The organism is Nocardia suismassiliense (assembly GCF_900269665.1).
Lineage (GTDB): Bacteria > Actinomycetota > Actinomycetes > Mycobacteriales > Mycobacteriaceae > Nocardia > Nocardia suismassiliense.
The window spans coordinates 5,454,370-5,480,111 of sequence record NZ_LT985361.1; the positions used below are offsets into that span (position 1 = coordinate 5,454,370).

22 protein-coding genes are annotated in these 25,742 nt (G+C 66.4%); 13 read left to right on the forward strand and 9 right to left on the reverse strand.

Features of this window, described 5'->3' with window-relative positions:
- Window positions 1–3: 3 nt before the first annotated feature.
- The 4 genes from DBO33_RS24220 (at window position 4) to DBO33_RS24235 (ending at window position 3,766) form a co-directional block, all read left to right on the forward strand.
- Complete coding sequence (locus tag DBO33_RS24220; RefSeq protein WP_107657104.1) at window positions 4–1,368, forward strand: acetyl-CoA carboxylase biotin carboxylase subunit; 1,365 nt, start codon at window positions 4–6, stop codon at window positions 1,366–1,368.
- A 5-nt stretch (window positions 1,369–1,373) separates the two neighbouring features.
- On the forward strand, window positions 1,374–1,763 hold the full coding sequence (locus DBO33_RS24225; RefSeq protein ID WP_107660549.1) for a lipocalin-like domain-containing protein: 390 nt from the start codon (window positions 1,374–1,376) through the stop codon (window positions 1,761–1,763).
- Window positions 1,760–2,686 (forward strand): alpha/beta hydrolase, encoded by a 927-nt coding sequence (locus DBO33_RS24230; protein WP_107657105.1) that lies wholly within the window; start codon window positions 1,760–1,762, stop codon window positions 2,684–2,686. The genes DBO33_RS24225 and DBO33_RS24230 overlap by 4 nt, the downstream gene beginning before the upstream one ends.
- A 324-nt stretch (window positions 2,687–3,010) precedes the next feature.
- On the forward strand, window positions 3,011–3,766 hold the full coding sequence (locus tag DBO33_RS24235; RefSeq protein WP_107657106.1) for an AfsR/SARP family transcriptional regulator: 756 nt from the start codon (window positions 3,011–3,013) through the stop codon (window positions 3,764–3,766).
- A gap of 19 nt (window positions 3,767–3,785) precedes the next feature.
- Here DBO33_RS24235 and DBO33_RS24240 read toward each other — a convergent pair whose 3' ends face one another.
- Window positions 3,786–4,172 (reverse strand): winged helix-turn-helix transcriptional regulator, encoded by a 387-nt coding sequence (locus DBO33_RS24240; RefSeq protein WP_107657107.1) that lies wholly within the window; start codon window positions 4,170–4,172, stop codon window positions 3,786–3,788.
- 259 nt (window positions 4,173–4,431) lie between these two features.
- Here DBO33_RS24240 and DBO33_RS24245 point away from each other — a divergent pair, with 259 nt between their 5' ends.
- Together DBO33_RS24245 and DBO33_RS24250 are read left to right on the forward strand one after the other, a co-directional pair.
- On the forward strand, window positions 4,432–5,274 hold the full coding sequence (locus tag DBO33_RS24245) for an aromatase/cyclase (protein WP_107657108.1): 843 nt from the start codon (window positions 4,432–4,434) through the stop codon (window positions 5,272–5,274).
- The gene (locus DBO33_RS24250) at window positions 5,271–6,020 is read left to right on the forward strand and encodes a cyclase family protein (RefSeq protein WP_107657109.1); all 750 of its coding nucleotides are present in this window, start codon (window positions 5,271–5,273) and stop codon (window positions 6,018–6,020) included. The genes DBO33_RS24245 and DBO33_RS24250 overlap by 4 nt, the downstream gene beginning before the upstream one ends.
- Before the next feature lie 32 nt (window positions 6,021–6,052).
- Here DBO33_RS24250 and DBO33_RS24255 read toward each other — a convergent pair whose 3' ends face one another.
- The 3 genes from DBO33_RS24255 to DBO33_RS24265 form a co-directional block, all read right to left on the reverse strand.
- Window positions 6,053–6,598 carry an acetyl-CoA carboxylase biotin carboxyl carrier protein gene (locus DBO33_RS24255; protein WP_107660550.1) on the reverse strand — a complete coding sequence of 182 codons (546 nt, stop codon included), beginning with the start codon at window positions 6,596–6,598 and terminating at the stop codon, window positions 6,053–6,055.
- A gap of 36 nt (window positions 6,599–6,634) precedes the next feature.
- Complete coding sequence (locus DBO33_RS24260) at window positions 6,635–7,819, reverse strand: GGDEF domain-containing protein (protein WP_107657110.1); 1,185 nt, start codon at window positions 7,817–7,819, stop codon at window positions 6,635–6,637.
- 207 nt (window positions 7,820–8,026) lie between these two features.
- Window positions 8,027–9,460: a M14 family zinc carboxypeptidase gene (locus tag DBO33_RS24265; protein ID WP_107657111.1), complete on the reverse strand. Its 1,434-nt coding sequence runs from the start codon at window positions 9,458–9,460 to the stop codon at window positions 8,027–8,029.
- A gap of 452 nt (window positions 9,461–9,912) precedes the next feature.
- Between DBO33_RS24265 and DBO33_RS24270 the strand changes: the two genes are divergently transcribed.
- Window positions 9,913–10,860 (forward strand): LysR family transcriptional regulator, encoded by a 948-nt coding sequence (locus DBO33_RS24270; RefSeq protein ID WP_107660551.1) that lies wholly within the window; start codon window positions 9,913–9,915, stop codon window positions 10,858–10,860.
- A gap of 188 nt (window positions 10,861–11,048) precedes the next feature.
- Window positions 11,049–14,609, forward strand: coding sequence for a DNA polymerase III subunit alpha (gene dnaE, locus DBO33_RS24275; protein ID WP_107657112.1), 3,561 nt, complete (start codon window positions 11,049–11,051; stop codon window positions 14,607–14,609).
- A gap of 31 nt (window positions 14,610–14,640) precedes the next feature.
- Here dnaE and DBO33_RS24280 read toward each other — a convergent pair whose 3' ends face one another.
- Both DBO33_RS24280 and DBO33_RS24285 read right to left on the reverse strand, forming a co-directional pair.
- Window positions 14,641–14,937, reverse strand: coding sequence for a DUF6300 family protein (locus DBO33_RS24280; protein ID WP_234391390.1), 297 nt, complete (start codon window positions 14,935–14,937; stop codon window positions 14,641–14,643).
- Between the two features lie 148 nt (window positions 14,938–15,085).
- A complete protein-coding gene (locus DBO33_RS24285; RefSeq protein ID WP_107660552.1) occupies window positions 15,086–15,862 on the reverse strand; it encodes a phytanoyl-CoA dioxygenase family protein in 777 nt (258 codons plus the stop codon).
- A gap of 189 nt (window positions 15,863–16,051) precedes the next feature.
- On the opposite strand from DBO33_RS24285, the gene DBO33_RS24290 reads away from it, so the two are divergent.
- Entirely contained in the window at window positions 16,052–16,981 is a 930-nt protein-coding gene (locus tag DBO33_RS24290; RefSeq protein ID WP_199856741.1) for an alpha/beta hydrolase, read from the forward strand.
- A 256-nt stretch (window positions 16,982–17,237) separates the two neighbouring features.
- Window positions 17,238–18,695, forward strand: a complete 1,458-nt coding sequence (locus DBO33_RS44455; protein WP_107657115.1) for a matrixin family metalloprotease — start codon at window positions 17,238–17,240, stop codon at window positions 18,693–18,695.
- Window positions 18,696–18,766: 71 nt separating this feature from the next.
- Here DBO33_RS44455 and DBO33_RS24300 read toward each other — a convergent pair whose 3' ends face one another.
- The gene (locus DBO33_RS24300) at window positions 18,767–20,710 is read right to left on the reverse strand and encodes a YhgE/Pip domain-containing protein (RefSeq protein ID WP_107657116.1); all 1,944 of its coding nucleotides are present in this window, start codon (window positions 20,708–20,710) and stop codon (window positions 18,767–18,769) included.
- The gene (locus DBO33_RS24305) at window positions 20,707–21,399 is read right to left on the reverse strand and encodes an ATP-binding cassette domain-containing protein (protein WP_159080457.1); all 693 of its coding nucleotides are present in this window, start codon (window positions 21,397–21,399) and stop codon (window positions 20,707–20,709) included. Before DBO33_RS24305 ends, DBO33_RS24300 begins: the two co-directional genes overlap by 4 nt.
- A 189-nt stretch (window positions 21,400–21,588) precedes the next feature.
- Here DBO33_RS24305 and DBO33_RS24310 point away from each other — a divergent pair, with 189 nt between their 5' ends.
- From DBO33_RS24310 to DBO33_RS24320, 3 genes are all read left to right on the forward strand, one after another.
- Window positions 21,589–21,987, forward strand: a complete 399-nt coding sequence (locus tag DBO33_RS24310) for a hypothetical protein (RefSeq protein ID WP_159080458.1) — start codon at window positions 21,589–21,591, stop codon at window positions 21,985–21,987.
- A 100-nt stretch (window positions 21,988–22,087) separates the two neighbouring features.
- Window positions 22,088–23,200: a PLP-dependent cysteine synthase family protein gene (locus tag DBO33_RS24315; RefSeq protein ID WP_107657119.1), complete on the forward strand. Its 1,113-nt coding sequence runs from the start codon at window positions 22,088–22,090 to the stop codon at window positions 23,198–23,200.
- Complete coding sequence (locus DBO33_RS24320) at window positions 23,197–24,531, forward strand: MFS transporter (RefSeq protein ID WP_107657120.1); 1,335 nt, start codon at window positions 23,197–23,199, stop codon at window positions 24,529–24,531. Before DBO33_RS24315 ends, DBO33_RS24320 begins: the two co-directional genes overlap by 4 nt.
- Here the strand turns inward: DBO33_RS24320 and DBO33_RS24325 are convergent.
- Window positions 24,431–25,681 (reverse strand): oxygenase MpaB family protein, encoded by a 1,251-nt coding sequence (locus DBO33_RS24325; RefSeq protein WP_107660553.1) that lies wholly within the window; start codon window positions 25,679–25,681, stop codon window positions 24,431–24,433. The genes DBO33_RS24320 and DBO33_RS24325 overlap by 101 nt on opposite strands.
- Between the last annotated feature and the right edge of the window lie 61 nt (window positions 25,682–25,742).

A 25,742-nucleotide genomic window follows, 5' to 3' on the forward strand; every position in this document is an offset into this window, starting at 1 on the left:
GAAATGTTCACCAAGGTACTGATCGCCAATCGGGGAGAGATCGCGGTGCGGGTCGCCCGAGCCTGTCGCGAGCTCGGCATCGCCACGGTCGCGGTGCATTCGACCGCGGATCGCGAATCATCGGTGGTTCGTCTCGCCGACGAGGCGGTCCAGATCGGGCCCGCTCCCCCGGGCCGCAGCTATCTCAATGCCGCCGCCGTGCTACAGGCGGCCGAGCAGACCGGCGCCGACGCGATCCATCCCGGCTACGGATTCCTGTCGGAGTCAGCGGATTTCGCCGAGGCCTGCGAGTCACTCGGTATCACGTTGATCGGCCCGCCCGCGTCGGTGATGGACAAGCTCGGCGACAAGTCGTCCGCGCGGGCGCTGATGACGGACGTGGGAATTCCGTTGCTGCCGGGCAGTATCGAGCCGCTGGATCACGCGTCGGCCCGGAAGTTGGCCGCGCGCATCGGGTTCCCCGTCATCATCAAAGCGTCCGCCGGCGGCGGTGGGCGCGGCATGACCGTGGTGGAACACGGCGAGCACTTCGACGAGGCCTTCCATCGCACGCAGGCGGTCGCCCAGGCCTTGTTCGGGGACGGCCGCGTCTACGTGGAGCGATATCTGCCGCACACCCGGCACGTGGAGGTGCAGGTGCTCTGCGACAGCTACGGCAACGGCGTGTACCTCGGCGAACGCGACTGCACCGTGCAGCGCAGACACCAGAAGCTCATCGAAGAAAGCCCGGCGCCCGAACTGCCGACCGGGTTGGCGGAGCGGATGGGCCGCGCCGCGGTGGACGGGGCGCTGGCCGCGGGTTATGTCGGCGCGGGCACCTTCGAATTCCTGCTCGCGCCCGACGGTAACTACTACTTCATGGAGGTCAACTGCCGGATCCAGGTCGAGCATCCGGTGACCGAGATGGTGACCGGCATCGATCTGGTCGCCGCCCAGCTCGACATCGCCGCGGGCGGCGTGCTCGGTCTGTCCCAAGCCGATGTGGTGCCCACCGGGTGCGCCATCGAATGCCGGATCAACGCCGAGGATCCCGCGCACGGGTTCGCCCCGGCGCCGGGCGCCATCACCGAATTCGTGCCGCCCGGTGGGCCTTTCGTGCGGGTCGATACGCACGTCTATCCGGGGTACGTGGTGCCGGCCAGTTACGACTCGCTGCTCGCCAAGTTGATCGTGTGGGCGCCGCACCGCGACGGCGCGATCGCCCGAATGCGGTGCGCGCTGGACGAATTCCGGATGTCGGGGCCACAGTTGCGCACCACGGCGGCGTTCCTCGCCGAGGTACTCGACCACGAGCGCTTCCGGTCGGCGACGCACACCACCGCGCTGGTCGACGAGATCCTCATGACGTCGTCCTCGGTCGGCGGGTGAGCGGGATGCGCGCGGCGGACCTCATCGGCACCTGGTGGCTGGAGGCCTATTGCAGCATCGGCGAAGACGGCGGCGTGCACGAGGGGCCACTCGGCGCCGATCCGTGCGGCCTGCTCTTCTACGCCGCCGACGGTCACATGTCGGTGAGCATGATGCGCGCGCCGGGCACCGGCCCCGGCTTCATGGGGTATGCGGGCACCTGGGAGCTGTGCGGCAGGCAGGTGATCCACCGGGTGCTGGTCAGCTCGCACGACTATCTGGTCGGGACCCGGCAACACCGCGACGCCGAGCTGGCCGACGATCGGCTGACCCTGCATGCGGTGGCGCCCGCGGCGTCCGGCCGGGCCGGGCGACGGTTGTTGCGGTGGCGACGAACGACGGGAGTGGGCCGGTGACTTACGATTTCGACCCTGAGCTGGCGCCGTTCGTGCCGCAGCTACGACCGCTCGACTATTCGGATCCGGTGGCCGCGCGCGCCGCGCTGCGCGCGGTGATGGCTCGTCAGCCCGCCTACGAGGCCGCGTCGCGGGTGACGATCGTGGACCGGCCGATACCCGGCCCACCCGGCGCTGGACCGGTCACCGTGCGGATCTATCGTCCGGTCGATCGGCCGGAACCCCTGCCTGCCTTGATATTTCCGCACTGGGGTGGCTTCGTGACCGGGGATCTGGATACCGCGCAGACCTTCGCGTCGCGCATCGCCGATCAGGTCGGCGCGGTCGTGGTGTCCCCCGAGTACCGGCTCGCGCCGGAGCATCCCTTCCCGGCCGGCCTGCACGATTGTTACGCCGCCCTGGAATGGACCGCGGACCGGTCAGTGGAACTAGGGGTGGAACCACATCGGATCGGCGTCGGCGGCTTCAGTGCGGGCGGCGGGCTGGCCGCGGGGGTCGCGCTGCTCGCACGGGACCGGCACGGCCCCCGAATCGCGTTCCTGTACCTGCTTTTTCCGCAGCTCGACGACCGCCTCGCCACCGTCTCCGCGCGGTCCTTCGTGGACACGCCGATGCTCGACCGCACCGCGCTCAGCCGGTGCTGGCGGCACTACCTGGGCGATGGCCCACCGTCGCCGTACGCGGCACCGGCGCGGGCCGTGGACCTTTCCGGATTGCCGCCCGCGTTCGTCGGGGTCTGCGAGTACGACCCGCTGCGCGACGAGGGAATTTCCTTCGCGCACCGCTTGATTCAGGCCGGCGTGAAAACCGAGATCGTGCACTATCTCGGCACATTCCACGCGTCGATCGGACTCGCGCATGCCGCCGTGTCGCAACGCATGGTACGCGACCAGATCGCGGCATTACGGCACGGTTTGCGGTGACGAATCAGATAAACAGGACATGAGCCTTTCGGACGATAGGTATTATGTGACCGAACCGAAATGTGAAACTCAGGCTATCGTTGAGCACCCATAGGTGCCGACCACAGAAGTCTGGGCTTGGGGCGCGGAGAATAGTCGCGATAGCATTCGAGCGACACGATATGGGTTGAGTCGAGCGACATTTCCTCGTTGGCCCAGTGTCATTGGAGCCGCTGCGGCCGGGGCGCGGCGTACTCTTGGTTCGAACACATTCAACGGTCAGCTACGACCAGTGCGACGTTGACCGTCTTGACGCATGTCCGACACCCCGGGGGGGAATGGAAAATGAGGTTCAAGCTGCTCGGCCAGTTCGAAATCGTCGCCGACGAAGGGCCGATCCTGTTGACACAATCGAAAATAAGCCAACTACTCGGCTTGTTATTGATTCAGAACGGCGAGACGGTGAGCGTGGATTCCTTGATCGAGGAGCTCTGGGGCGAGGACATGCCCCGCAGCGCGCTCACCACCCTGCAAACCTACGTCTACCACGCCCGCAAGATGTTCGCGGCGCTGTCCGGCGGCAAGGACATCCTGGTCACCAGGCCGTCCGGGTACGCGATCGAGGTGGCCGACGAGTCGGTCGACGTGCGGGCGTACATCGCGCACGTCGACAAGGCCACCAAAGCGTACGCACTCGGCGACCTGGAATCGGTGATCGATCATTTGGACATCACCCGCAAATTATGGCGCGGGCCGTTCTTGGTCGGCATTCCGAAAGGCCAGGTACTCGACGCCTACGTCACCTATCTGAAAGAAGTCCGACTCACGGCGCTCGAACTCGACATCGAAATCAAGCAGCGCACAGGTAATTACCGAGGGCTGATTCCGCAACTTCGGTTACTGGTGGCGGAGAATCCGCTCAACGAAAATCTGCACGCGCAATTGATAAAGGTGCTGCACAAATGTGGCCGCCGGGCGGAGGCGCTGGCGGCGTATCGCGATCTGTGGCAAGTACTCGATGCGGAATTGGGCGTGCGGCCGACCTCGGAGCTCCAGTCGATCCAGCAGGAACTGCTGACCGAGGACCGGGTGGCTTATTAGCAGCGATCCCGCCGGGCCGTTACCGCCCGGCGGGATGCTCGGCCATCGCGGAGCGCACCGCATCACCGTGGCGGTGCGCCCACGCCCCCAATGCGAAAATGGGAAGCAGCAGGTCTTTTCCTGCCTCGGTGAGCTGATATTCGACGCGCGGCGGGGCTTCCGGATAACGCCGGCGTTCGACCAAGGCCATGTGTTCCATCCGCCGCAGCGTCTGGGTGAGCATCTTCTGACTGATGCCGCCGATGCTGCGGCGCAACTGACCCGTGCGCATCGGCCCGTCGCGCAGCGCGTACGCCGTGACCGTCAGCCAGGAGTTGCCGAACAGGGGGCCCACCAGCCGCGGCGGACAACGGCCCGCGACAGCGTCCGGGGACGAGGTGTACCGGGAATCGGCTGGCGTCGTCATGAATCTCAGCCTGCCAAGTCGTTAGGCACCCGTTGGTGCGTATCGGCGGGACTACCGTCGGCGTTCGGTGCGGCAGGATCGATGGCACCTCGACCGGCCGACCACCGCGGCGCTGCGTACGGAGCGTTCCGTACGCAGCGCGTGAGGGGTTGTGGTGGTCGGCCGGTGCCTGCCGCGCCGCCTCAACTCGGGTACGAGTGAACTTCGAGCCCGCCCGCGCACGATCGAGCGTGACAGCACTCGACCAGCGGAGGCTCGCTTGATAATCCACACAATCATCTACCGTTTCGCGAACTCGGTCAGCGAACAGGACCGCGACCAGTTCTTCACCGGACTACGCGCGCTCGCCGAAAGTTCGGACCTCATCGAACAATTCGGCCACGGCCCGCACATTCGGCTGCCCGTCGACGACGGCGCCCAGGGCGTCACCGCCGACGCCATCGCGCAGTTCTCCTGCCGGACCATCGCGGACCTGCGGACCTTCTCCGAACTGCCGCACGTCCACGGCTTCATCTCCCAGTGGCGCTCGAAGATCACCTACGACGCCGCCTACGCCAACCACGAGGATCTCCTCGCCCGCCGCACACCGACGAACGGAGCCACCATGCACCACACCGAACACACAGTCACCGTCGAGGCACCGGTCGACGTCGTCTGGGGCGTCCTGGCCGATGTCGAGGGATACGCCAAGATCTTCCCGCCGACCCAGCAGGTCACCATCCTCGAGGAGTCGCCGACGCACCAGATCGCCCGGCTCGTGGTCGAGGTGAGCGGGGCGAACCAGTCGTGGGTCTCCCGGCGCGACCTCGACGCCGACCGGCACGTCATCGCCTACCAGCAGCTGGAGAAGGCGCCGTTGATGGGGCATATGGGCGGTGAGTGGCGGGCGCTGCCGCTGGACGACGACCGCACCCAACTGGTGCTGACCCACGACTTCGTGGCGCGCGAACCCGTCGACGGCAAGGTCGCCGGGAAGTACACCTACGCCGAGGCCGACGAGATGCTGCAGGCCGCGGTCGAGCGCAACAGCGTCGCCGATCTGGCCGCGGTCAAGATGGAGGCGGAGCGAATCACCGCGGAATTGGCCGGGACCGCAGCATGACTCGCCTGATCGATCTGAGCGTGGTGCTCCGGGACGCGCCGAGCGAGGCGACGCCGGTGAAGATCGATCTGCTCGATCATCGCAGCGGTGCGACCGTGCTCGGCCTTGCGCCCGAGGACTTTCCGGACGGGACGGCGATCTCCAACGAGACGGTCACGCTGACCACGCACACCGGAACCCACATGGACGCACCGCTGCACTACGGTCCGCTCTGTGCGGGGCAGCCGGCCCGCAGCATCGATCAGGTGCCGCTCGAGTGGTGCTACGGTCCCGGCGTTCGCCTGGACCTGCGGGCCGTGCCGGCGGGCGACGCGATCACCCCGGCGGATCTGGCCGGTGCGCTCGACAGCATCGACCACCAGCTGACCCCCGGTGAGATCGTGCTGCTGTGGACCGGTGCCGACCGGTTCTGGGGTACGGCGGCCTACCTGGACCGCTATCCGGGCCTCAGCGGTGAAGGCACGCAATTCCTTGTGGAGCAAGGGATTCGGGTGATCGGCATCGACGCGTGGGGTCTCGACCGGCCGATGCGGCAGATGATCGACGAGTACCGCCGTAGCCGCGATCCCCGCGCGCTGTGGCCCGCCCACATCTACGGGCGGCAACGCGAATACCTGCAACTGGAGAAGCTGGCGCATCTCGAAGAACTGCCCACCGCTACCGGGTTCACCATCGCGTGTTTCCCGATACCGGTGGGCGGGGCAGGCGCGGGCTGGACTCGCGTCGTCGCCATCGTGCCTGCCTGAGCTCCTCCGCGGCCAGCGCCTGAACGAAGTGTTCAGGCGGTGGCCGCATCCGGTTCGATGGCGAACAACGGCTCGTCGAACTCGACCGGGCCACCCTCCGGGCCCAGCACCTCCGCCACCCGTCCGGCGACTCCGGCGGGCACCGGGATCATCAGCTTCATGACTTCGACGATCGCCACCTGGGTGTTCGGCTCGACGTGGTCGCCGACGGCGACGAACGGCGCGGCGCCAGGTTTGGGAGCCCGGTAGAACACACCGACGGAAGGAGCGCGCACGACATGACGCGCGTCCACCGCCACCGCTCCCCCGTCCTCGACGGAGTTCGAAACATGCTGGTGCGCAACGACGCCCAAGTCAGGCGCGGCGGCTTGCGCCCACTCGGCCTCGACCGTGACCTCCCCCGCGCGGATGCGCAGCACGCTCGGCGGGACACCGAAGTCCGCTTGCAGGCGCAGCGCGTTGGCGCGCACATGATCGAGCAGGTCGTTCAGTTGCGCCACCTCGGCGGCGTCGGGTGGTCCGGCACGACCGTTGTCGACCGCGGCCGCGGGCCTGACGTTGTCGGACGCTGCTGTCATCGCTGTATCCATTCCTCGTGGGTAGACCGTACGAGGTCAGGATCGGCGGTGCTGCTCGTATCGCGGTCGAGTGAGCCTGGAAACCTCGGCGCCGGCCTTGGCGAAACAGCTCGGGTCCGGCTCGGGTGCGGTCGGACCCACCTCGGTGAGGACAACGGTGTTGCCGCCCAGTCGCTTCGCTCGATACATCGCCGCATCGGCGGCGCGCAGGACCTGCGGATGCGGCGGCAGCTCGCCGGTCCGGGACGCCGTGAACAGTGCGGCGCCGACGCTGGCGGTGATGGTGATCGGCAGGCCGGGCATCGTCGCGATCGCGTCACGCAGCCGCTCGGCGACCACGGCGGCCGGCACGTCGCGCACCCAGCCGACCACCGCGAACTCCTCGCCGCCGGTACGCGCGATGAGGGCATCGGAGTCGGCCGCCGATCGCAGCCGATCCGCGGTCCGCTGCAAGACCTCGTCGCCGAACGGGTGGCCGAACGTATCGTTCACGGCTTTGAACCGGTCCAGGTCCAGCGCGATCGCGTAACCCGTTGGGCGCCCGGCCCATCCGGTGCGTTCCGACCAGTGCGAGTCGAGACCGCGCCGGTTCAGCAGTCTGGTGAGCGGATCGGACAGCGCGTCCATCCGCAGCAGCCAGTGCGAGAGCTGCACGGTCGGCAGGACCACACCGATCACCGCAAGATTGGCCACCACGACCGCGATGCCGAGCGCGATATCGCCGCGCCATCGTCCGGTGCCGAGCACCATCGTGGCCGACAGCACCAGGATCGACAGCAGCGACCAGCCCAAACTCAGGGCCAGGATCCGCGGACTGTGGAAGACCGCCACGTAGGTGCCGGTCGCGACCAGCATGATGGTGCCGAGGGCGCCCAGGACACGATCCTGGACGAGCATGCTGTCGACGGTGGTGATGACGTCGATGGCGGCGATCCAGGCCAGCGATTCGGCCTCGCGCGGCCACGGCAGCGTCCACCAGCGCACCGCCCACAAGCCGCCGATTACGGCGGACAGCATGGTCACCGCGGTACCGGCCCTGCCGTGCACACCGGCGGGCGAGATGGCCATCAGCGTGGCGTTCACCAGCATCAGCAGGCCACCCGCGCCGATCACGACCTTGATCCGGCCGAGCACGGAATGGTATTCGAGAAAATCGACCACCCAGCGGTAATCGACCCGGTATTGCCACCGGGACCGAAATGACAAGCGGTTGTTGGTCATCGCGATACCGCCCTTACTTCGGCGGTGAGATCATGACCGGAATTCGACTACCGGCCAGCGATCGCCCGCGTGGCGCAAGCATGGCCAGCACAAGCTATCAGTTTTACATTCGAAAGAATCTGTCCAGTTACCAACGTCACCGTTCCCTGAGCACGCAGCCGCGCGCCGACCCGGTCACCAAGGACCAGGTCGGCGCGCGGAATGGAATCAGTTACCTGCGGGAAGCTGCTGTGTTTGGTTGTCGGCGGGACTCGGCTGTGTTTGCTTGTACGGTGCGCCCGCGGATTGCGCCGCGGTGGTGAACGCCCGCTTGATCTGCGGCCAGAAGGTGTCGTTCACGCAGGAGTAGCGGGGCATGAAGCCGCCACAGGACGACGAATTGTTCGGGCCGATTTCGATGGTGAGGGCGGCCAGCCCCAATGCGCCGTGGGCCTGATCGTCGGTTGTTCCGGTGGTCGAGTATCCGACGGTTTCTTCGGAGGTGCCGACGGTGAACCCGGGAACGATCTTCCTGGCCAATGCGCGCAACTGGCTGGCATTCTTCGTGGTGGCGCCGCTCGGAATGATTCCGTAATTACCGTAGGCGTGCAGATCGATCACGATTCCCTTGGCGGTATCCGGAACATCCCGGCTGCCCGCGGGGCGCTGATTGGTGAACAGGCTCGCGTAAAGCCGCTGTACCGCTTGGGTTTCCGGTTCGGAAGCGGCGCGCGGACCCTGGAACGTCTGCGAGCAGGGGTTCCGCGAGTCGCCACCCCAGCGGATGGTGAAGTTGCGGTTCAGATCGACGCCAGGACCGTTGCCGGACCCGTCGACCACCGAGCAGGACGAGGGAGTCTGGGTGTTGTTGACGTTCTTACGCTGCATCTTCGGCCGGTTGCCGCCGCTGGCCGTCACGTCGACCCCGTCCGGGTTGGTCACCGGGACCACCCAGATCTCGGTGTTGTCCAGGATCGAGGTCGCCGTGGCGTCGGTGCCGTAGCCGTTGGCGAGGTAGTCGATCCACTTCCAGGCCAGTTCGCCGGTCGCCAGCTCGCGGGCGTGGATCTGCGCGGTCAACAGGAAACGCGGCTTGGTCGAGGCAGTGGGCGACATCGCGCAGCCGTTCGGGGCGAGCGTCGTTTTCGCCGCGGCCTTCTCCTGATCGGTGGCCTGCTTCGCGACTCCGGTCAGGCAGATGACCTTCATGGTGTGCCCGCCGGTGCCTCGTTCGGCCTTCCAGCTCTTGCCGATGTCGTGCACCTGGGCGATGCCCGGGTATTTGGCCGCCACATCCGAGGCGTGCTTGAGCAGGTCCGCCGCGGTGTGATAACCGCCGTAATACGTAGCGTCCGGAGCTTTTCGCTCCTGCGGTAACGACTTGTAAACCGGCGCACCCTTTTTCGGTTGAAGTCCGCGTTCCCGCAGCGCCTTGGCGGTCGCCTCGTCCGCCGCGATGGTCACCTGCCCCGGGCCCGCCGGAACCATTTCGATCCCGGCCTCCTCGATGATGTCCTTCTGCGCCTGCGTCGGCACCGGGACTTCCCAGTAGTAAGGCGAATCATCCTGGCCGTTCGCCGTCGCCGGATTCAGGGCCAGCGTCGAAAAACCGCACACCGTCACCGCGGTCAAAGATGCCAGAATATTGCGTACTCTGCTCATGGACTTCCCTTGTCTCTCGCACAACCGCCGGCCACCGCAGTGCGCGGCGCGACGTTGTTCGCAGTCCCCGGCGCGGACTTCGCCTGTCCCGATGCCCGCCGCGCCCGCACACAGGACGCCGCCCGGCACGAGGCCGGGCACCTGGATCGAGTCGGCCGGAAGATACGGGACATATCGGCTCCTCCAAAGGGACGTATGAATTCCCGATGGGCGGAGATTAAGCCGCGGCATCGGCTCGGTGAAACCCCAGATGACGAGTGGGGAATACAGCTGCCGTCGCCGAATGACCTACTTGCGAGAAAATATGTGTTGCCCGAAAGACGCTGCACCTCTTGCCGATGCACGGCCGCGCCCCGGCAATATTTCGGCGACCCACCGGAGCTGGCTGTCCACGCCCGGCACGCCTAGTGTGGCTCTTCGGCTGACAACCCCCTGTTGTGAAAGGAACCGAGTTGGAACTGGATCTCGGCGCGGTCCGAGCCTTCCTCGTGCTCGCCGACCACCAGCATTTCGGCGCGGCAGCAGACCATTTGGGGCTGACCCAGCAGGCCGTCTCCAAGCGCATCGCGAAGCTCGAAACCGCGCTGGGCACGGCACTGTTCCACCGCACGCGCCAGGGCAGCGACGTCACCGAAGCCGGGGCTGCCTTTCTCGTCCACGCCCGCGCTCTGATCGCACTGGCCGATCAGGCCGTCGCCTCGATACAGGGCAACGACCGCCCGCTGCGGGTGGACGTGCTCGGCACCCGCCTCGCGCCCACCGAGCTGATCAGGACGTTCCACGAGACCCATCGCGGGGTGGAGATCGACATCGTGACGTCCAGCGGGCTGCGCAGCGGCCGATCCACCCTCGTCGACGGCACCATCGACGTCGCCTTCGCGCGAGTGGTCGGCGCGCTGGACCCCGCCATCGACCACATGCCCGCCTACCTCGAACCCCTGCACATCCTGGTAGGCCACAAACATCATCTGGCCGATCGACGCCGGGTCACGCTTGCCGACCTCGCGGGTTCGATCGCCCGAATGCCCGGCAACGAGCCAGGCAGCGAATGGGCGCAGTTCTACGACGATCTCGCCGAGGACTTCGGGCTCACCATCGATACCGCGGGCCCGGACTTCGGCCTGGACCACCTGCTCGACGAGATCGCCGAGTCCGCCGACGGCTATCTCTTCTCCGGCGAATTGTTGCGCGTCCCTTGGCATCCCGATATCCGCCGGATCCCGCTCGCCGAGCCGACCCCCTGCTATCCGCACTCCATGCTCTGGCTCCGGAGCAACCGGCATCCCGTGCTGCCCCGCCTCCTCAGCCATATCGCCGCCTACCTCGACCCGTTCGACCCCGAACGCCACTGGCTCCCGCCGACCGAGATCCGCAGCGACAGCTGGGGCCGATCCGCTTGACCGCGTGCCGTGCACGGGCAAGACGGTCGGCACCGGCACTTCGGGCCTGCGAACGGAATGGCTTGCGGCACAGGGCCAGCCAGGACAACCACTGGTTGTCACGAGGTGCGTGTTGATTGTTTGACCCGCGATCGCCCGCTCGGCTCGAATAGGCCGATCCGAGTCCGAGTCGCGCCTGGAGGCCTCCGTTGTCCTCGTTCGTTCACCTGCATGTGCACACCGAGTACTCGATGCTGGACGGTGCGGCGAAGATCCAGCCGCTGTTCGAGGAGGCCGGGCGGCTCGGGATGAGCGCAGTGGGCATGACCGATCACGGGAACATGTTCGGGGCCGACGAGTTCTATCAGGTCGCCACGAAAATGGGCATCAAGCCGATCATAGGGATCGAGGCTTATCTCGCCCCGGGCAGTAGATTTCACAAGAAGCCGGTGTTCTGGGGGCAGGCGAATCAGCGCGGGTCGAATGGGGAAGGCGTCGGCGGCGACGTCTCCGGTGGTGGTGCGTACACGCACATGACGATGCTGGCACGCGACGCGCACGGGTTGCGCAACCTGTTCAAGCTGTCTTCGCTGGCCAGCATCGAGGGCTACTACCGTAAGCCGCGGATGGACCGGGAACTGGTCGCCGGGCACGCCGAAGGCATCATCGCCACCACCGGCTGCCCGTCCGGCGAGGTGCAGACCCGGCTGCGGCTCGGTCAGCACGCCGAGGCGATCCAGGCGGCCGCCGATTACCGCGACATCTTCGGCAAGGAGAACTTCTTCGTCGAACTGATGGACCATGGTCTGCCCATCGAGCGCTCGGTCCGCGACGGGCTGCTCGAGATCAGCGCGAAGCTGGGCATTCCGCCGTTGGCCACCAACGACTCTCACTACGTCACCAAGGATCAGTCCGAGGCGCATGCCGCGCTGCTGTGTGTCCAGGCGGGGAAGACACTCAGCGATCCGACGCGGTTCAAGTTCGACGGCGACGGTTACTACCTGCAGTCGGCCGAGGAGATGCGGGCGTATTGGGATACCCAGGTGCCCGGCGCGGCCGACAACACGCTGTTGATCGCCGAACGGGTCGAGTCGTACGCCGAGGTGTGGGAGCACACCGATCGGATGCCGATCTACGAAGCGCCCGAGGGTTACGACGTGACCTCGTGGTTCCGCGCGGAAGTCATGCGTGGCCTCGCCTGGCGGCTGCCCGGTGGGGTGCCCGAGGAATATCTGCGCCGCGCCGAGTTCGAGATCGACATCATCGTGCAGAAGGGGTTTCCCGCCTACTTCCTCATCACCGCCGACCTGATGAATTACGCTCGCCAGCAAGGCATCCGGGTCGGCCCGGGGCGTGGTTCGGCGGCCGGGTCACTGGTGTCCTACGCGATGGGCATCACCAATCTGGACCCCATCCATCACGGCCTGCTGTTCGAGCGATTCCTGAATCCCGAGCGCATGTCGATGCCCGATATCGATATGGACTTCGACGATCGCCGCCGCGGTGAGATGGTGCGTTACGCGACGGAGAAATACGGCAGCGACCGCATCGCCCAGGTGATCACCTTCGGCAAGATCAAAACGAAAGCGGCGATCAAGGATTCGGCACGGGTGCACTTCGGCCAGCCGGGTTTCGCCATCGCCGACCGCATCTCCAAGGCGCTGCCGCCGCCGGTCGCCGCGAAGGATATTCCGCTGTCGGGCATCGTCGATCCGAAGCACGAGCGCTATCCCGAAGCGGCCGAGGTGCGTTCGCTGATCGAGACCGACAAAGACGTCGCCACCATCTTCGAGACCGCGCGCGGCCTGGAGGGCCTGATCCGCAACGCGGGCGTGCACGCCTGCGCGGTGATCATGTCCTCGGAGCCGCTGGCGAACGTCATCCCGCTGTGGCGGCGCGAGGACGGCTCGATGATCACCGGGTGGGACTACCCGTCCTGTGAGGCCATCGGCCTGCTCAAGATGGACTTCCTCGGGCTGCGCAACCTCACGGTGATCGGCGACGCGATCGAGAACATCGAGGCCAACCGCGGCGAGACGGTCGACCTCGACTCGCTCGGCACCGACGACCCGAAGACCTACGAGCTGCTCGGTCGCGGCGACAGCCTCGGCGTCTTCCAGCTCGACGGCAACGCGATGCGCGAACTGCTTCGGCGATTGGGGCCCACCGGGTTCGAGGACATCATCGCCGTCAACGCGCTGTATCGGCCCGGGCCGATGGCGATGAACACGCACAACAACTACGCCGACCGCAAGAACGCCAGGCAGGCGATCGAGCCGATCCACGCGGAACTGGCCGAGCCGCTGCGCGACATCCTCGCCGAGACCTACGGCCTGGTCGTGTACCAGGAACAGATCATGCAGATCGCCCAGCGGGTCGCGGGCTTCTCGATGGGCCGCGCCGACGTGCTGCGCCGGGCGATGGGCAAGAAGAAGCTCGAGGTCCTGGAGAAGGAGTTCGAGGGCTTTCGCGCGGGCATGCGCGAGAACGGCTTCTCCGACGAAGCGGTGCAGGCCCTGTGGGACACCGTGCTGCCGTTCGCCGGATACGCGTTCAACAAGTCGCACGCGGCGGGGTACGCGCTCGTCGGTTACTGGACCGCCTACCTCAAGGCCAACTATCAGGCCGAATACATGGCGGCACTGCTCACTTCGGTGGCCGACAACAAGGACAAGTCCGCGATCTACCTGGCCGAGTGCCGTCAGCTCGGCCTCAAAGTGCTTGCGCCGGACGTCAACGAGTCGTCGCTGCGGTTCTCCGCCGTCGGCACCGACATCAGGTTCGGACTCGGCGGTATTCGTAACGTCGGGGCCAATGTGGTCGAGTCGATCATCAAGACCCGCACCACCAAGGGCAAGTACACCTCGTTCGCCGACTTCATCGAGAAGTCGGAACTGGTCTGCTGCAACAAGCGTGTGCTGGAGTCGCTCATCAAGGCCGGCGCGTTCGACTCGTTCGATCATCCGCGCAAGGCGCTCATCGACGTGCACGAGGAAGCGGTGGACGCCGTCACCGGGCTCAAGCGCCAGGAGGCGATGGGACAGTTCGACTTGTTCGGGGTCGAGAGCGGCGCCGAGGAGACGTCCAGTCATTCTTCACCGCTGAGCCATCTGAAGTTCGACGGCGAAGAGTGGCCGCGCAAAATCTTGCTCGGGCTGGAGCGAGAAATGCTGGGGCTCTACGTTTCCGGGCATCCACTCGACGGAACGAATCACATTCTCCGCAAGGCGGCACCGAAGCCGATTGCCCATGTGCTGGCCAACGCGCCACGAGAAGGGACGATCGTGATTTCTGGCATGATCTCCGCATTGGAACGCCGGGTCAACAAGAAAGGTGAAAGCTGGGCGATCGCGGTGATCGAGGACCTGGACGCCTCGGTCGAAGTCCTGTTCTTTCCGAAGAGTTACAACCTGTTCACGACCGATCTGGTCGTGGACGCCGTTGTGGCAGTGGAAGGCCGAGTGAATTGGCGGGAGGACAGGATGGGCATCTTCGGCACCCATCTGGCTCCGCTCGATATCAGTTCAGTGGAACGCGGCGAGCACGCAGCTCCGCTGATGCTGGAAATCAATGCGGAGTCCACTCGCCGCGACAGTGTGCTCGAATTGAAATCGGCGCTGCGGTCACACCGCGGCGGGACCCCGGTGCGCCTCGTGCTGTGCTACCGCGACCGGCGCACCACGCTAGCGGTCGACAACTACCCGGTGACAGTCAGTTCGGCGCTGCTCGGTGAACTGCGGGCCGTACACGGCGTCAAAGTGCTGACGTGACAGGCGATTTCGGCACCGTCCGCGTCGACCGTCAGGTGCGGACGGTGCACTCGGCCCGGAGCAGCGCCAGCTGAGCGTCGTCGATCCGCGCGGGCAAGACCTCGCGCAGCCAGTCCCCGAGCAGTATCGCCGCCTCGGGCTCACCCGCCACCTCGCCACAGCCCGCGAAATAGTCGATGAGCGCTCGGGCCGCCGGATTTTCCTTGTCGCAGCCGGCGCAAAGTCCTACCGTGCGAGTCCCACTCACCTCGGTACCGTCGGCGCGCAAAAACGAATGCGGCACCCGCACCGCGCAGAGCAAAGCGTCACCGCACCGATGGCATGGCATATCCAGCAATACGAGCTCGCAATCCAGACCCGACACGAAGTTGATTCGACTCGATTCGCGGCCCGGTGTCCAACAAACGACACGCACCAATCCCCAACCAGCAGTTGTGAACAGCACGCACCGATAGAACGTTGCAACGGTTTTCGCCTTACTGCATACCGAGCCCCACCCGAATGGCCTCCTCGACAGGTGAATAGGTGCCGTCGGCCCGATCCAATTCCAGCGGAGCGGCGGGTTCGAGGGTGGGGGTCGCCATGAAGCGTGGCGTATCGCCGTGATGGGCCTGGGCGGCGTGGATCAGGAAGGGGTGACACAGATAGACATCACCGGCGCTGCCGGTGGCGTAAGCGACCGGCAGGTCGGCGGTGGCTTCGAGTACGCCGGTCTCGTCGATGCGGGTGGCATCGATGCCCGCGTCTCCGTAGCGGCGCAGTCGGCCGGGTAGAGCCAGATGGGAGCCGACGCGAATTCTGGTCGGTGCGTCGGACTCGGCGACATCGGTGAACAAGAACAGCATGAGCAGCGCGCAGCCACGGGAACGGTAGTTGGTGAACGAGTGCCCTTTCCAGCCCTCGGGGAGGTAACTGCCCTCGAAGTGCCAATAGTCGTCGCCCGGCGGATCGGTGTGCGGGAAACGGACCGGGATGGGGCCGATACCGGACCTGCGCAGCCACCGACGGGGGCCCACCAACTGGTCGAAAGCGTGTTCCAGATCAGGCATCTGCATGGCGGTGCGGAATGGCTCGTCAGTGCATTCGGGCAAGCGGACGAGCGGCTTTGTCCAGGTGGTGCGATCGTGCGGAGCACATCCGGTGCACGACCACATGATCTCCACGCAGCGCTCAGCGATCGCGCGCGGAAATGATCCGGCTACGTGAACGAATCCGTCCTCGATGAACTTGGTGAAGTGTTCTGCCTCGAGCATCGCGCGGAACCTCACTTTTTGTGTGGAGATGGGCTATTTCTCCCGGCATACCCGGCTGCGGCCCCGGGTCACCGACTGTCAAGCAGTGCATAGCCATTCGATAACACTGCTGCGTGGCGCGCGTGTTCGGCGCCGACCAGCGATTCGTGCGACGGTATAACCGAGAGGATGGCGAATTCACGGTGTTGGATGGCACTCGTCAGCGTGCTGGTGACCGCAGTCGCGGTCACCGCCCTCTCGGCGCCCGCAACCGCGGCGCCCGCCGAGGTCCGCGTGATCAGCGAAACGCCGATCACCCGGGCCGTCACCCGCATCGACATCTACTCACCGTCGATGGATCAGGTTGTCAGCAATCACGTGATCCGGGCGGCCGACGGCCCGGCGCCGACGCTGTACCTGCTCACCGGCATCGGTGGCGGCGAGGACGGTATCTCGTGGTGGCACAACACCGAAGTCCGGGACTTCTTCGCCGATAAGAACGTGAATGTGGTGCTGCCGATCGGCGGGGCGTTCAGCATGTACACCGACTGGCGGGCCGACGATCCGATCATCGGGCGCGCCCGCTGGCAGACCTACCTCACCCGCGAACTGCCCGCGATCGTCGATGCCTACCTGCACACCACCGGCCGGAACGCGATCGCCGGGGTGTCGATGAGCGGTGGCTCCGCGGTCGATCTCGCGATTCAGGCTCCGCACCTGTACCGCGCCGTTGCGGCGTACAGCGGATGCCCGTGGTCCGCAGACGTATTCGGGGTGGCGATGATCAGCGCGCAGGTGTTACGTGGCGGCGGCAACCCGGTGAACATGTGGGGTGCGCCGGGCTCGGACGGGTGGCGCGCGCATGACGCGTTCGCGCGGGCGGGCGCGCTCGCCGGAAAAGCCGTCTATCTCTCGGCCGCGTCCGGTATCCCGGGCGTGATCGATCGCAGCGGTCTGCCCATGCCACCGATCGAGGCGATCGCGAGCCGGTGCACCGCCGCCTTCGCGGGCAGATTGGCTGCGCTCGGTGTGCCTGCCGTCCATGTCGACCGGCGGACGGGGTCGCACACCTGGGGTCTGTTCGAAACGGACCTGCGCAACTCCTGGCCGCAGCTGGCTGGCGCGCTCGGCACCCGTTAGCCCGAAAGTACTGGGCCGCAATCGAACTAACAAATCTTGCAACGCAGGCTTAACTGCTCCGTAGATATATCTTCACCAGTTAAGACCTCCCTTACATATTGTGCTCATTCGCCGTTTCCTCGGTACAGTCGTGCGTGCCGATCACGAGCACATAACGCGCTCTTCATGATTCGCGGCTGATAATAGTTCCGGCATCAGCCGCTATTCGGGCTCGGCAGAAATCCCACCTTTAGCACTCATCGGAGGTCTCCGCGCTATGCCGCCCGCTGCCAACCGTCGCCACTACCGCGGAAAACATCGCGCCAAGAAGTCACCCACGAATGCCACACCCCGGCTATTCGCCGCCCTGGTCGCAGGCACCCTGATCGGGCCCGCCGCGCTCAGCCTGACCAGCACCGCCACCGCGGCAGCTCAGGCGCCCAACTTCGGCTTCCGAGCGAAGACCCAGGGCTACGACTCCGACGGCAGGGCAATCATCCACTACAACAACAAGATCAAAGACGCGGGCATCGAGAACGCCGTCAAACACCTGAACTCGACGCCGGGCCTGAACTTCGTGTTGAAGCCCGGAACCGGCAACGGCGCCATCGACATCAGCAATGAAACATTCCAGGGTGATGTGGCCGGCCTCGGCGGGTGGGACAACGGCCCATTCGTGAAACTCGACCCGAAGACGCGCAATTACGATCCGGCGGACCGCACCGAGGTGGCCGCACACGAACTACTCCACTCCATCGGCCTCGATCACAATGACAGCGGCTGTAGCATCATGGCCAGCTCGGTCAACCGGTGCAACAATGGCCCGACGCCGCTGAGCAAAAATGAGATCAATCAGCTGAACAGCATGTATAAGTCTGGGAAGCCCGGTAATTCGAGCGACCCGGCCAAACCCAACAAGCCGAACGATCAGACAAAGCCGGGCGATAGCAGCAAACCGGGCGACAGCGGCAAGCCGGGTGGTCCGAACAATCAGCGGCCGAAGCCATCGCCGGGTCAGCCGGGGCAAGACGGCGGGGATGATCAGTCGAGCCAGCCCGGTGACGGATCCGATCCGTCCGGCGACGGCGACAACGCCTCCGACGGTGGGAACCCGTACGGCGACGACAGTAACCCCTACGGTGACGACAGCGGCGACGACAGTAACCCGTACGGCGATGACAGCGGCGACGGCAGCAACCCGTTCGGTGACGACAGCAACCCATTTGGTGACGACAGCGGCGACGGCAGCAATCCATTCGGTGACGACAGCGGCGACAGCAGCAACCCGTACGGCGATGACAGCGGCGACGGCGGTGACCTGTTCGGTGACGGCGACGGTGGCGACGGATTCGACTGGTCCGACGACAGCTGGACCAATGATTCCTCCGACGGCGGCGATATGTTCAGCGACAGCGGCGACAGCGACATGTTCAGCAGCGACGGCGATAACGACATGTTCAGCAGCGACGGCGGCGATACATTCAGTACCGGCGGCGACATGTTCAGCGATGTCGGCGACATGTTCAGCGGTGGCGACAGCGGTGACATGTTCAACACCGGCGACCTGTTCAGCAGCGGCGGCGATCTGTTCAGCGGCGGCGGCGGTGACGACTTCGATTGGTTCGGCGGTGGTGGCCGGCGCAACCAGTCCGGCGGCGGAGATCTGTTCGGCGGCGGCGGATTCGGCGATCTCGCGAGCGTCGGCGGCGGATTCGACGGCGGCGGCCTCTTCTAGCCGGTTACCGCCCCAGGCACGCAGCTGGCCGGACTCCCTTGTACCGCAAGGGAGTCCGGCCCTACCGCCACTCAGACCTCGACGGCGGGATGCAGGCGGTTGATCGTCCAGACCCGCTGCCGGCGCACCACGAGAGCGGTGCATGCGAGGGAGCCGAGCAAGAACGCGAGCAGAATCACGCAGTCCCGCAGCAGGTTACCGGTGAGCCCACCGGAAATCGTGACCCGCAGCCCATCGACGAGGTAGGTCATCGGCAGGAACGGATGAATGATCCGGAACGGCGCAGGCGTTGTTTCGATCGGATACAGACCGCCGCAAGAGGTCAGCTGCAAGATCAGCAGTACCAGCGAAAGTGCCTCGCCGACAACACCGAACGCGACGCGCAGGAAGTGGTCGATCGCCACGAAAGCCGCCGCGGCGAGGATCATCAACCCCGCGGTCTGTATCGGACGCACTGGGTCGAGCCGAAGCCCCACCTGGACCACCCCGTAGAGAATGAGACCGCCCGCAACAGCGATCCCCGCCACCGGCAGCCACCCGGCGACCGCCACGGTCCACGGACTGACCCGGCTCGCCACCGCGCGTTGATTGAGCGGTTGGATGAACAGGTAAGCCAGCAATCCCAGCACCCACAGGGCGATCGCGAAGAAGAACGGCGTCAAACCACGCCCGTACAACCCGGCCGGGTTGAGATTGTGGCTGACGATCCCCACCGGCGAGCCGAGTACATCCGCTGCGGCCGCGGTCTGCTCGGGACTGGTATCCGGAATCTTCACCAACGCCGAGTCGACGGTGTCGGCGACTTTGGTTGCCCCGGAATGTAATTGGTCCGCGCCGGTCTGCAACGTGCGACTGCTCGCCTGCAAGGATGCGAGGCTGTTGGTGATCTGGATGGCGCCACCGGACACGGTCGAGGCGCCCGCGGTCAGGGCGTGCAACGGTGCCGCGGCGCCGCGCAGATTCTGCCGCACGATATCGACACTGCCCGCCAGCTGACCCGCCTGGTTGCTGGCCTGCGCCGCGGCATCGTGCGCCTGCCGCGCGGTGTCGGCGACGCTGCCCGCGGTCGATCCGACGGCCTGCACGTGGTCGAGCGCCTGTCGGAACGTGGGGTCGAGCAGTAGTTCGGGGTGCGCGACCGCCAGCTGGCGCAGGTCGGCGCTGCCCTGGTCGGCTTGCTGACGCACCAGATCGGCACCGCCCCTGACGAGTTCGAGCGATTGCGCGGCGGCGCCGGTCGCGTTGGACAGTGCCCCGGCGGCCGTCGGCAGGGTCGCCGTGCCGGTATCGACGAGCTGGGTCACCGCGGTGTCGACCTCGTTGCTCGCCTGCGCGAGTCGCGCGACCCCGTCGGAGATCTGGGCCGTGCCCGCGGTCGACCCGTCCAGTCCGGCGGCCAGCGCGGCCGTGCCCTGCTGGGCGAGCACCGACGAGTCCACCAGCGCGTGCACGCCGGTTGCCGCGACCTTGAGCTGCTGTTTCACCAGCGTGAGGTCGCCGTAGATGGCTTTGGCGTAGGCCGCGTGGGCGGCGCTGTTCACTTGGTTCTGTAGCTCGGAGCGCGCCACGTCGGCGACCACGCCGACGATGAAATTGTTGGCGTCGTTGAGCGTGATGCCGAGGGTGGCCCGTTCCGGGATCGGTTTCTCGGCGCTGATCAGTTTCCGGCTGAAGTCCGGCGGGACGGTGATGGTGAAGTAGAAGCGCCCGTGCACGAGGCCGTCCTCGGCGGCGGGCCGATCGACGAAGTGCCACTGGAACTTCGGGGTGGCGCGCAACTGTTGCTCGAACTGTTTGCCCGCGTCGACCACCTGCCCGTTCGCGGTGACCGGGCGGTCTTCGATGACGACGGCGACCGGGATCTGATCGGTTTTACCGTAGGGATCCCAGTTCGACCACAGATACAGCGAGCCGTACAGCAGCGGTATCAGCGCGAGCCCGATCGGCACCAGCTTGCGCAGCAGCGGACCGCGGAATCGCCGGAACTCGAGCAGCGCCAGCCGTAGTGCCTTCACGCGTTCTCCTGGAGGTCGGATCGGTCGGCGGCCCGCGCGTCCGCCGTGCGCGGTGGGGTCAGGGTGAGCACCGTGATGTCGTCGAACGGCGGCGGCGCGGTGGCGGCGGCGAGCACGGTGCAGCCGTGAACGGTCAACTCCCGCAAGCACTGCCAGACCCACCGCGTCTCGCTGCTGGTGCAGCCCGCGCCCACGTCGTCGACCACCACGGCGCCCGGTTGCTCAGCGGCCGCCAAGGCCACCGCGAGTACCAACGCTTCGCCGGGCGCCAGCTCCCCCACCAGGCGCTGTCCGGCGGGTGCGGAGGTTCCCATCGCGGCGAATGTCGTCGCCAACGCGGACTCGGTGAACCGTGGTCCGCCGATCAGTGTGCGCTCGGCGATCACCTCCTCGACCCGCAGCCACGGATCGAGCACACAGCCCGGTTCGAGCCGCGCGATCGCCACCGAATCCTGGATCGCGCCGGGTTGTTCGTCGTAGCGGTGACCCCCGACGACGAGGCGACCGGTGACCAGCCGCATCCGCCCCGACAACGCCCACAGCAGCGACGTGCGGCCCGAGCCTGCCGACCCGACGATCACCGCCAACTGACCGGCCGCAACCTCCAGGTCGACGTTTTCGAACGCACACCCCGACGACCCGCGTGCAGCGAGATTGTCGGCCACGACCTCAACACCCACCCATGTCACTCGACCGATCATAGAGACCGTTCCGTATGCCGAGCGGCAACGCCGCACCCCTACGATTCATGCGCCAGCAATCTTGTACAGATGGGTTGGTGCGCTGGAGGTGACGGCTCGCCGAACATAATGTGAAACGGCAGCAACTGGGGAGCCACCGGCCTTGGTACCGCGTTGTTTTCCGCTATCGTGAATTTCGTGACAGTGCGAGTCGAGGCACCACGCAGGCGTGGCATCGCCGTCGTGCTCGGGGCGGCCGCGCTGTTGCTCGCCCACGCACTGTTCATGTGTGTGCTGGGACTGCCCGGCGTTTCCGGGACGGCCGAGCCGGTGTCCACGCTCGTCGCCGCGGAGAAGTCGCTCGGCACGTCCACCCATGCGGATCCGGCTACCGAGGGCCACGAGCAGGGTTGTCTGGCCAGAACGCCACAGCGCGCGGCCGAGTATGAGGTCGGCACCACCACGACAGACCTCGATGGTGCTGACGCACAAGCGGATACGAGCCGGCGGCCACGATTCGCCGGCTGGGGGCCGTGGCGGATCGCCGCGCCGGACGGCCGTGGCATTTTGCGAGATCTCTGTATCGATCGGTGCTGACGGGCACCCGGTCGGCCGCCGGAAACGGCGGGCCGACGCGCGGGTTCGTCCGATACTCACCCGGCATCCGGGATGCCGATTCGATGCTAGGAGTTCACGCATGTGCAGTGCCGTTGTCGATCGTGTCGTCTTGTCCGCCGATCATCTCCACGCTCAGGAACAGGCGCGCCGCCGCCCGGCGACGCTCGTCGGGGACACCCCGGTGCTCTGGATCGGGGAGCCTTTCGCCATGGCCGGGCAGGGTTTCTGGGCCAAACTCGAGGGCCATAATCCGGGCGGGATGAAGGACCGCCCCGCGCTGCACATGGTCGAACGCGCGGTGGCGCGCGGCACGCTGCGGCCGGGCGCACGAATCATCGAATCTACCAGTGGCACACTCGGTTTGGGATTGGCGCTGGCCGGTATCGCGCATCGCCATCCGGTCACCCTGGTGACCGACCCCGGCATGGAGCCGATGCTGCGACGGATGCTGACCGCCTATGGCGCGACCGTCGACCTGGTCACCGAACCGTGCGCGATCGGCGGCTGGCAGCAGGCACGTCGCGATCGGGTGGCGCAGCTGCTGGCCACCTATCCGGGTTCCTGGTGCCCCGATCAGTACAACAATCCGGACAATGTCGACGGCTACCAGTCGCTGGCACTGGAGCTGCTCACCCAGCTCGGGCACATCGACGTGCTGGTGTGCTCGGTCGGCACCGGCGGCCACTCGGCCGGGGTGGCGCGGGTGCTGCGCCGCTTCCAGCCCGACCTTCGGCTGGTCGGGGTCGACACGATCGGGTCGACCATCTTCGGGCAGCCCGCCGCGGCGCGGCTGATGCGCGGGCTCGGCTCCAGCATTCATCCCGCGAACGTGGACTATCCGGCCTTCGCCGAGGTGCACTGGGTCGCTCCGCACGAAGCCGTTTGGGCGGCCAGAACATTGGCGTCCACACACTATTGCAGTGGCGGGTGGAGCGTCGGCGCGGTGGCGCTGGTCGCGGGGTGGCTGGCGCGCACCCAGCCGGCGGGTACCCGGATCGCCGCGGTGTTCCCGGATGGACCGCACCGCTACACCGACACCGTCTACAACGACGACTACTGCACCGAGCACGGATTCTTCGACCTGCCGGTGCCGACCGAACCCGACGTGGTCGGTGACCCGAGCGAGCAGGTGGTACGGCACTGGACCCGCTGCACCACGGTCGTCGCACCGGCCGCGGCGGTGCCGCGATGAGCGGGTTGTGGCGGCGCTGGGCCGCCTTCGATCGGCCGAGCCAGGTGCTGATGGTCAACCAGTTCGGCATCAATCTGGGCTTCTACATGCTGATGCCCTACCTCGCCTCGCACCTGTCCAGTGGGCTCGGGATGGCTGCCTGGACAGTTGGTCTCGTGCTCGGCGTGCGAAACTTCACGCAGCAGGGCATGTTCCTGGTCGGCGGCACGTTGGCCGACCGATTCGGCTACAAGCCGCTCATCGTTGCCGGATGCGCCTTGCGCACAGCGAGTTTCGCGTTACTCGCACTAGCCGACACCTTGCCCGCCGTGCTGATCGCGGTAGCGGCAACTGGATTCGCGGGCGCGCTGTTCAATCCCGCCGTGCGCGCCTACCTGGCCGCCGACGCCGGCGACGAACGCCGAGTAGCGGCCTTCGCCATGTTCAACATCTTCTATCAGGCGGGCATCCTCGCGGGCCCGCTGGTCGGATTGGCTTTGACGGCCTGGGATTTCCGCGCCACCGCCGGCGTGGCCGCGGTGGTATTCGCCGTCCTCACGGTGGTGCAGCTGCGCTGGTTGCCGACCACCCGCGACACCGACCGCACCGGCACGCGCGATTCGGTGCTCGCCAATTGGCGCTCGGTGGTGCGCAACCGGCCGTTCCTGTTGTTCTCCGTCGTCATGGTCGGCTGCTACGTGCTGTCCTTCCAGGTGTACCTCGCCCTGCCGCTGCAAGCCGGAATCGTCGTCGGCCCAGGCAGATCCGACACCGGGCTGATCGCCGCGATCTTCGCGGTCAGCAGCATCGTCGCCATCGCCGGACAACTGCCGATGACCAGATGGCTCGCCCGCCGCGGCGGCTCCGGCCGCGGCCTGGTGCTCGGCATGGCTCTCATGTCGACCGCCTTCATTCCCCTACTCCTCGCCCCGAACGCCACCATCCCCGGCGGCCTCCCGGTCGCCACCACCGCCCTACTCACCTGCGCCGCCCTCTTGGCCCTAGCCACCGCAGCCGTATTCCCCTGCGAGATGGACACCGTCGTCACCCTCGCCCGCAACCGCCTCGTCGCCACCCACTACGGCTTCTACAACACCATCGTCGGAATAGGCATCCTCCTAGGCAACCTCACCACCGGCGCCATCTTCGACCACCTCACCAAATCCGGCCACCCATCACTGATCTGGGCAATCCTGACCCTCATCGGTGCCACCTGTGCCGCCGCCCTGTGGGCACTGAACCGCTCGGCTGTCAGCGGCGGAACTCCTCGATCGGGCGGAACTCCGCGTGCCGATCACCGACCTCGTGGCGGTACCACGCCTCGCGTCGTCGGCACTGGATCCGGTCGGTGAGGTTGTCTACTCCGGGGAGCGTGCGGCGCAGGGTTTCCCAGGTGAAGATGAGGGGGGCCTGGGCTATTGGGTGGAGGATCCATGGGAAGCGGTGGGGCATTGCGTGGTTGGCGTAGGTGGTGGGGGGTAGCCAGACTGCGGTGTAGCCGATTTGGATGCGGTAGTTGAGTTCGTCGCGGAGGCGTTTGCGCCAGGGGGTGACGGGTTTCGGGGCGAAGGCGGGGAGGTAGGACTCCACGAGTTCGGCGCCGTCGGTGCCTGCGGTGTTGGCGCGTTTGACCATCGCGGCGAACATCAGCTGGGCGCCCTCCTTGAAATCGGTGGGGTACCAGTCGGGTTGGACGCCGAGGAGGTGTCCGACGTAGCGCCAGAAGTGCATGGTGGCTTCGATCTCGCGGATGGTGGTCTGGTAGCCCAGGCTCCAGAGCGCGAGGCCGGGCACCACGCTGCCTGCCATCAGGGTGAGGGTTGCGTCGCCGACGCTGATGGGTACGCCCCAGGCGTCGAGGTCCCATTCGGGGCGCTGCATCAGTTTGCGCCGGATGAACACGTGCATGATCCGTACTCGCATCGCGGTCTGGCGTCCTCGGGCGCCGGGTGCCAGGCCGCCCGCGTCGGAGACGTCGATCCAGAATCGCACGGTTTCGAGCTGTCGTTTGTGGGCGCGTTCGCCGGCGTAGCCGCCGGTGTAGGACAGGGGTTTGGCGATGGAGCTCTCCGAGTACATCTCCAGGGTGCTCGTCGTGGCAAAGCTAAAAACCGATGTGCCCCAACGGCGGAAGACTCGGGCGCCGAGGTCCACCAGCTCCTGGTCCAGCCAGGGTGGTGCGGTGTCGAACTCCTCGAACAGGCGGACCAGCGAGCGAGGTGCGTCGGGCACCGAGCCGATGCCGTGGGTGAGGGCTTGATCGAGCATCGCCCGGCCTGCCTTGGGGCCGAGATCGCCCAGGTACACCTCGTCGACGAAGGCCTCGGCGACGGGGTCGGCCTGATAGTAGGCGGCGGCGAAATTCCGGACCAGTTCGTCGTCCGGTTGGGGATCGAATCGTGCGACGCGTCGAACCAGTCGGCGCATCCGCTGTACGCGCGGATCGGTGATGCGCGCCCAGTAGCGGAACTCGGCGGGGGCCCGTTCGGCGTCGATCGTCATGAATAGACTGTAAGTTGAGTAAATGCTCACCTTCTACTCCAGTTTGTGACGGCCATTCGAT

What these genes read in the sequence shown, in the direction of transcription:
- DBO33_RS24220 (WP_107657104.1), top strand. Translation starts at nt 4, where the DNA reads ATGTTCACCAAGGTACTGATCGCCAATCGGGGAGAGATCGCGGTGCGG.
- DBO33_RS24225 (WP_107660549.1), top strand. Translation starts at nt 1,374, where the DNA reads ATGCGCGCGGCGGACCTCATCGGCACCTGGTGGCTGGAGGCCTATTGC.
- DBO33_RS24235 (WP_107657106.1), top strand. Translation starts at nt 3,011, where the DNA reads ATGAGGTTCAAGCTGCTCGGCCAGTTCGAAATCGTCGCCGACGAAGGG.
- DBO33_RS24240 (WP_107657107.1), bottom strand. Translation starts at nt 4,172, where the DNA reads ATGACGACGCCAGCCGATTCCCGGTACACCTCGTCCCCGGACGCTGTC.
- DBO33_RS24250 (WP_107657109.1), top strand. Translation starts at nt 5,271, where the DNA reads ATGACTCGCCTGATCGATCTGAGCGTGGTGCTCCGGGACGCGCCGAGC.
- DBO33_RS24255 (WP_107660550.1), bottom strand. Translation starts at nt 6,598, where the DNA reads ATGACAGCAGCGTCCGACAACGTCAGGCCCGCGGCCGCGGTCGACAAC.
- DBO33_RS24260 (WP_107657110.1), bottom strand. Translation starts at nt 7,819, where the DNA reads ATGACCAACAACCGCTTGTCATTTCGGTCCCGGTGGCAATACCGGGTC.
- DBO33_RS24265 (WP_107657111.1), bottom strand. Translation starts at nt 9,460, where the DNA reads ATGAGCAGAGTACGCAATATTCTGGCATCTTTGACCGCGGTGACGGTG.
- DBO33_RS24280 (WP_234391390.1), bottom strand. Translation starts at nt 14,937, where the DNA reads ATGCCATGCCATCGGTGCGGTGACGCTTTGCTCTGCGCGGTGCGGGTG.
- DBO33_RS24285 (WP_107660552.1), bottom strand. Translation starts at nt 15,862, where the DNA reads ATGCTCGAGGCAGAACACTTCACCAAGTTCATCGAGGACGGATTCGTT.
- DBO33_RS24290 (WP_199856741.1), top strand. Translation starts at nt 16,052, where the DNA reads ATGGCACTCGTCAGCGTGCTGGTGACCGCAGTCGCGGTCACCGCCCTC.
- DBO33_RS44455 (WP_107657115.1), top strand. Translation starts at nt 17,238, where the DNA reads ATGCCGCCCGCTGCCAACCGTCGCCACTACCGCGGAAAACATCGCGCC.
- DBO33_RS24315 (WP_107657119.1), top strand. Translation starts at nt 22,088, where the DNA reads ATGTGCAGTGCCGTTGTCGATCGTGTCGTCTTGTCCGCCGATCATCTC.
- DBO33_RS24320 (WP_107657120.1), top strand. Translation starts at nt 23,197, where the DNA reads ATGAGCGGGTTGTGGCGGCGCTGGGCCGCCTTCGATCGGCCGAGCCAG.
- DBO33_RS24325 (WP_107660553.1), bottom strand. Translation starts at nt 25,681, where the DNA reads ATGACGATCGACGCCGAACGGGCCCCCGCCGAGTTCCGCTACTGGGCG.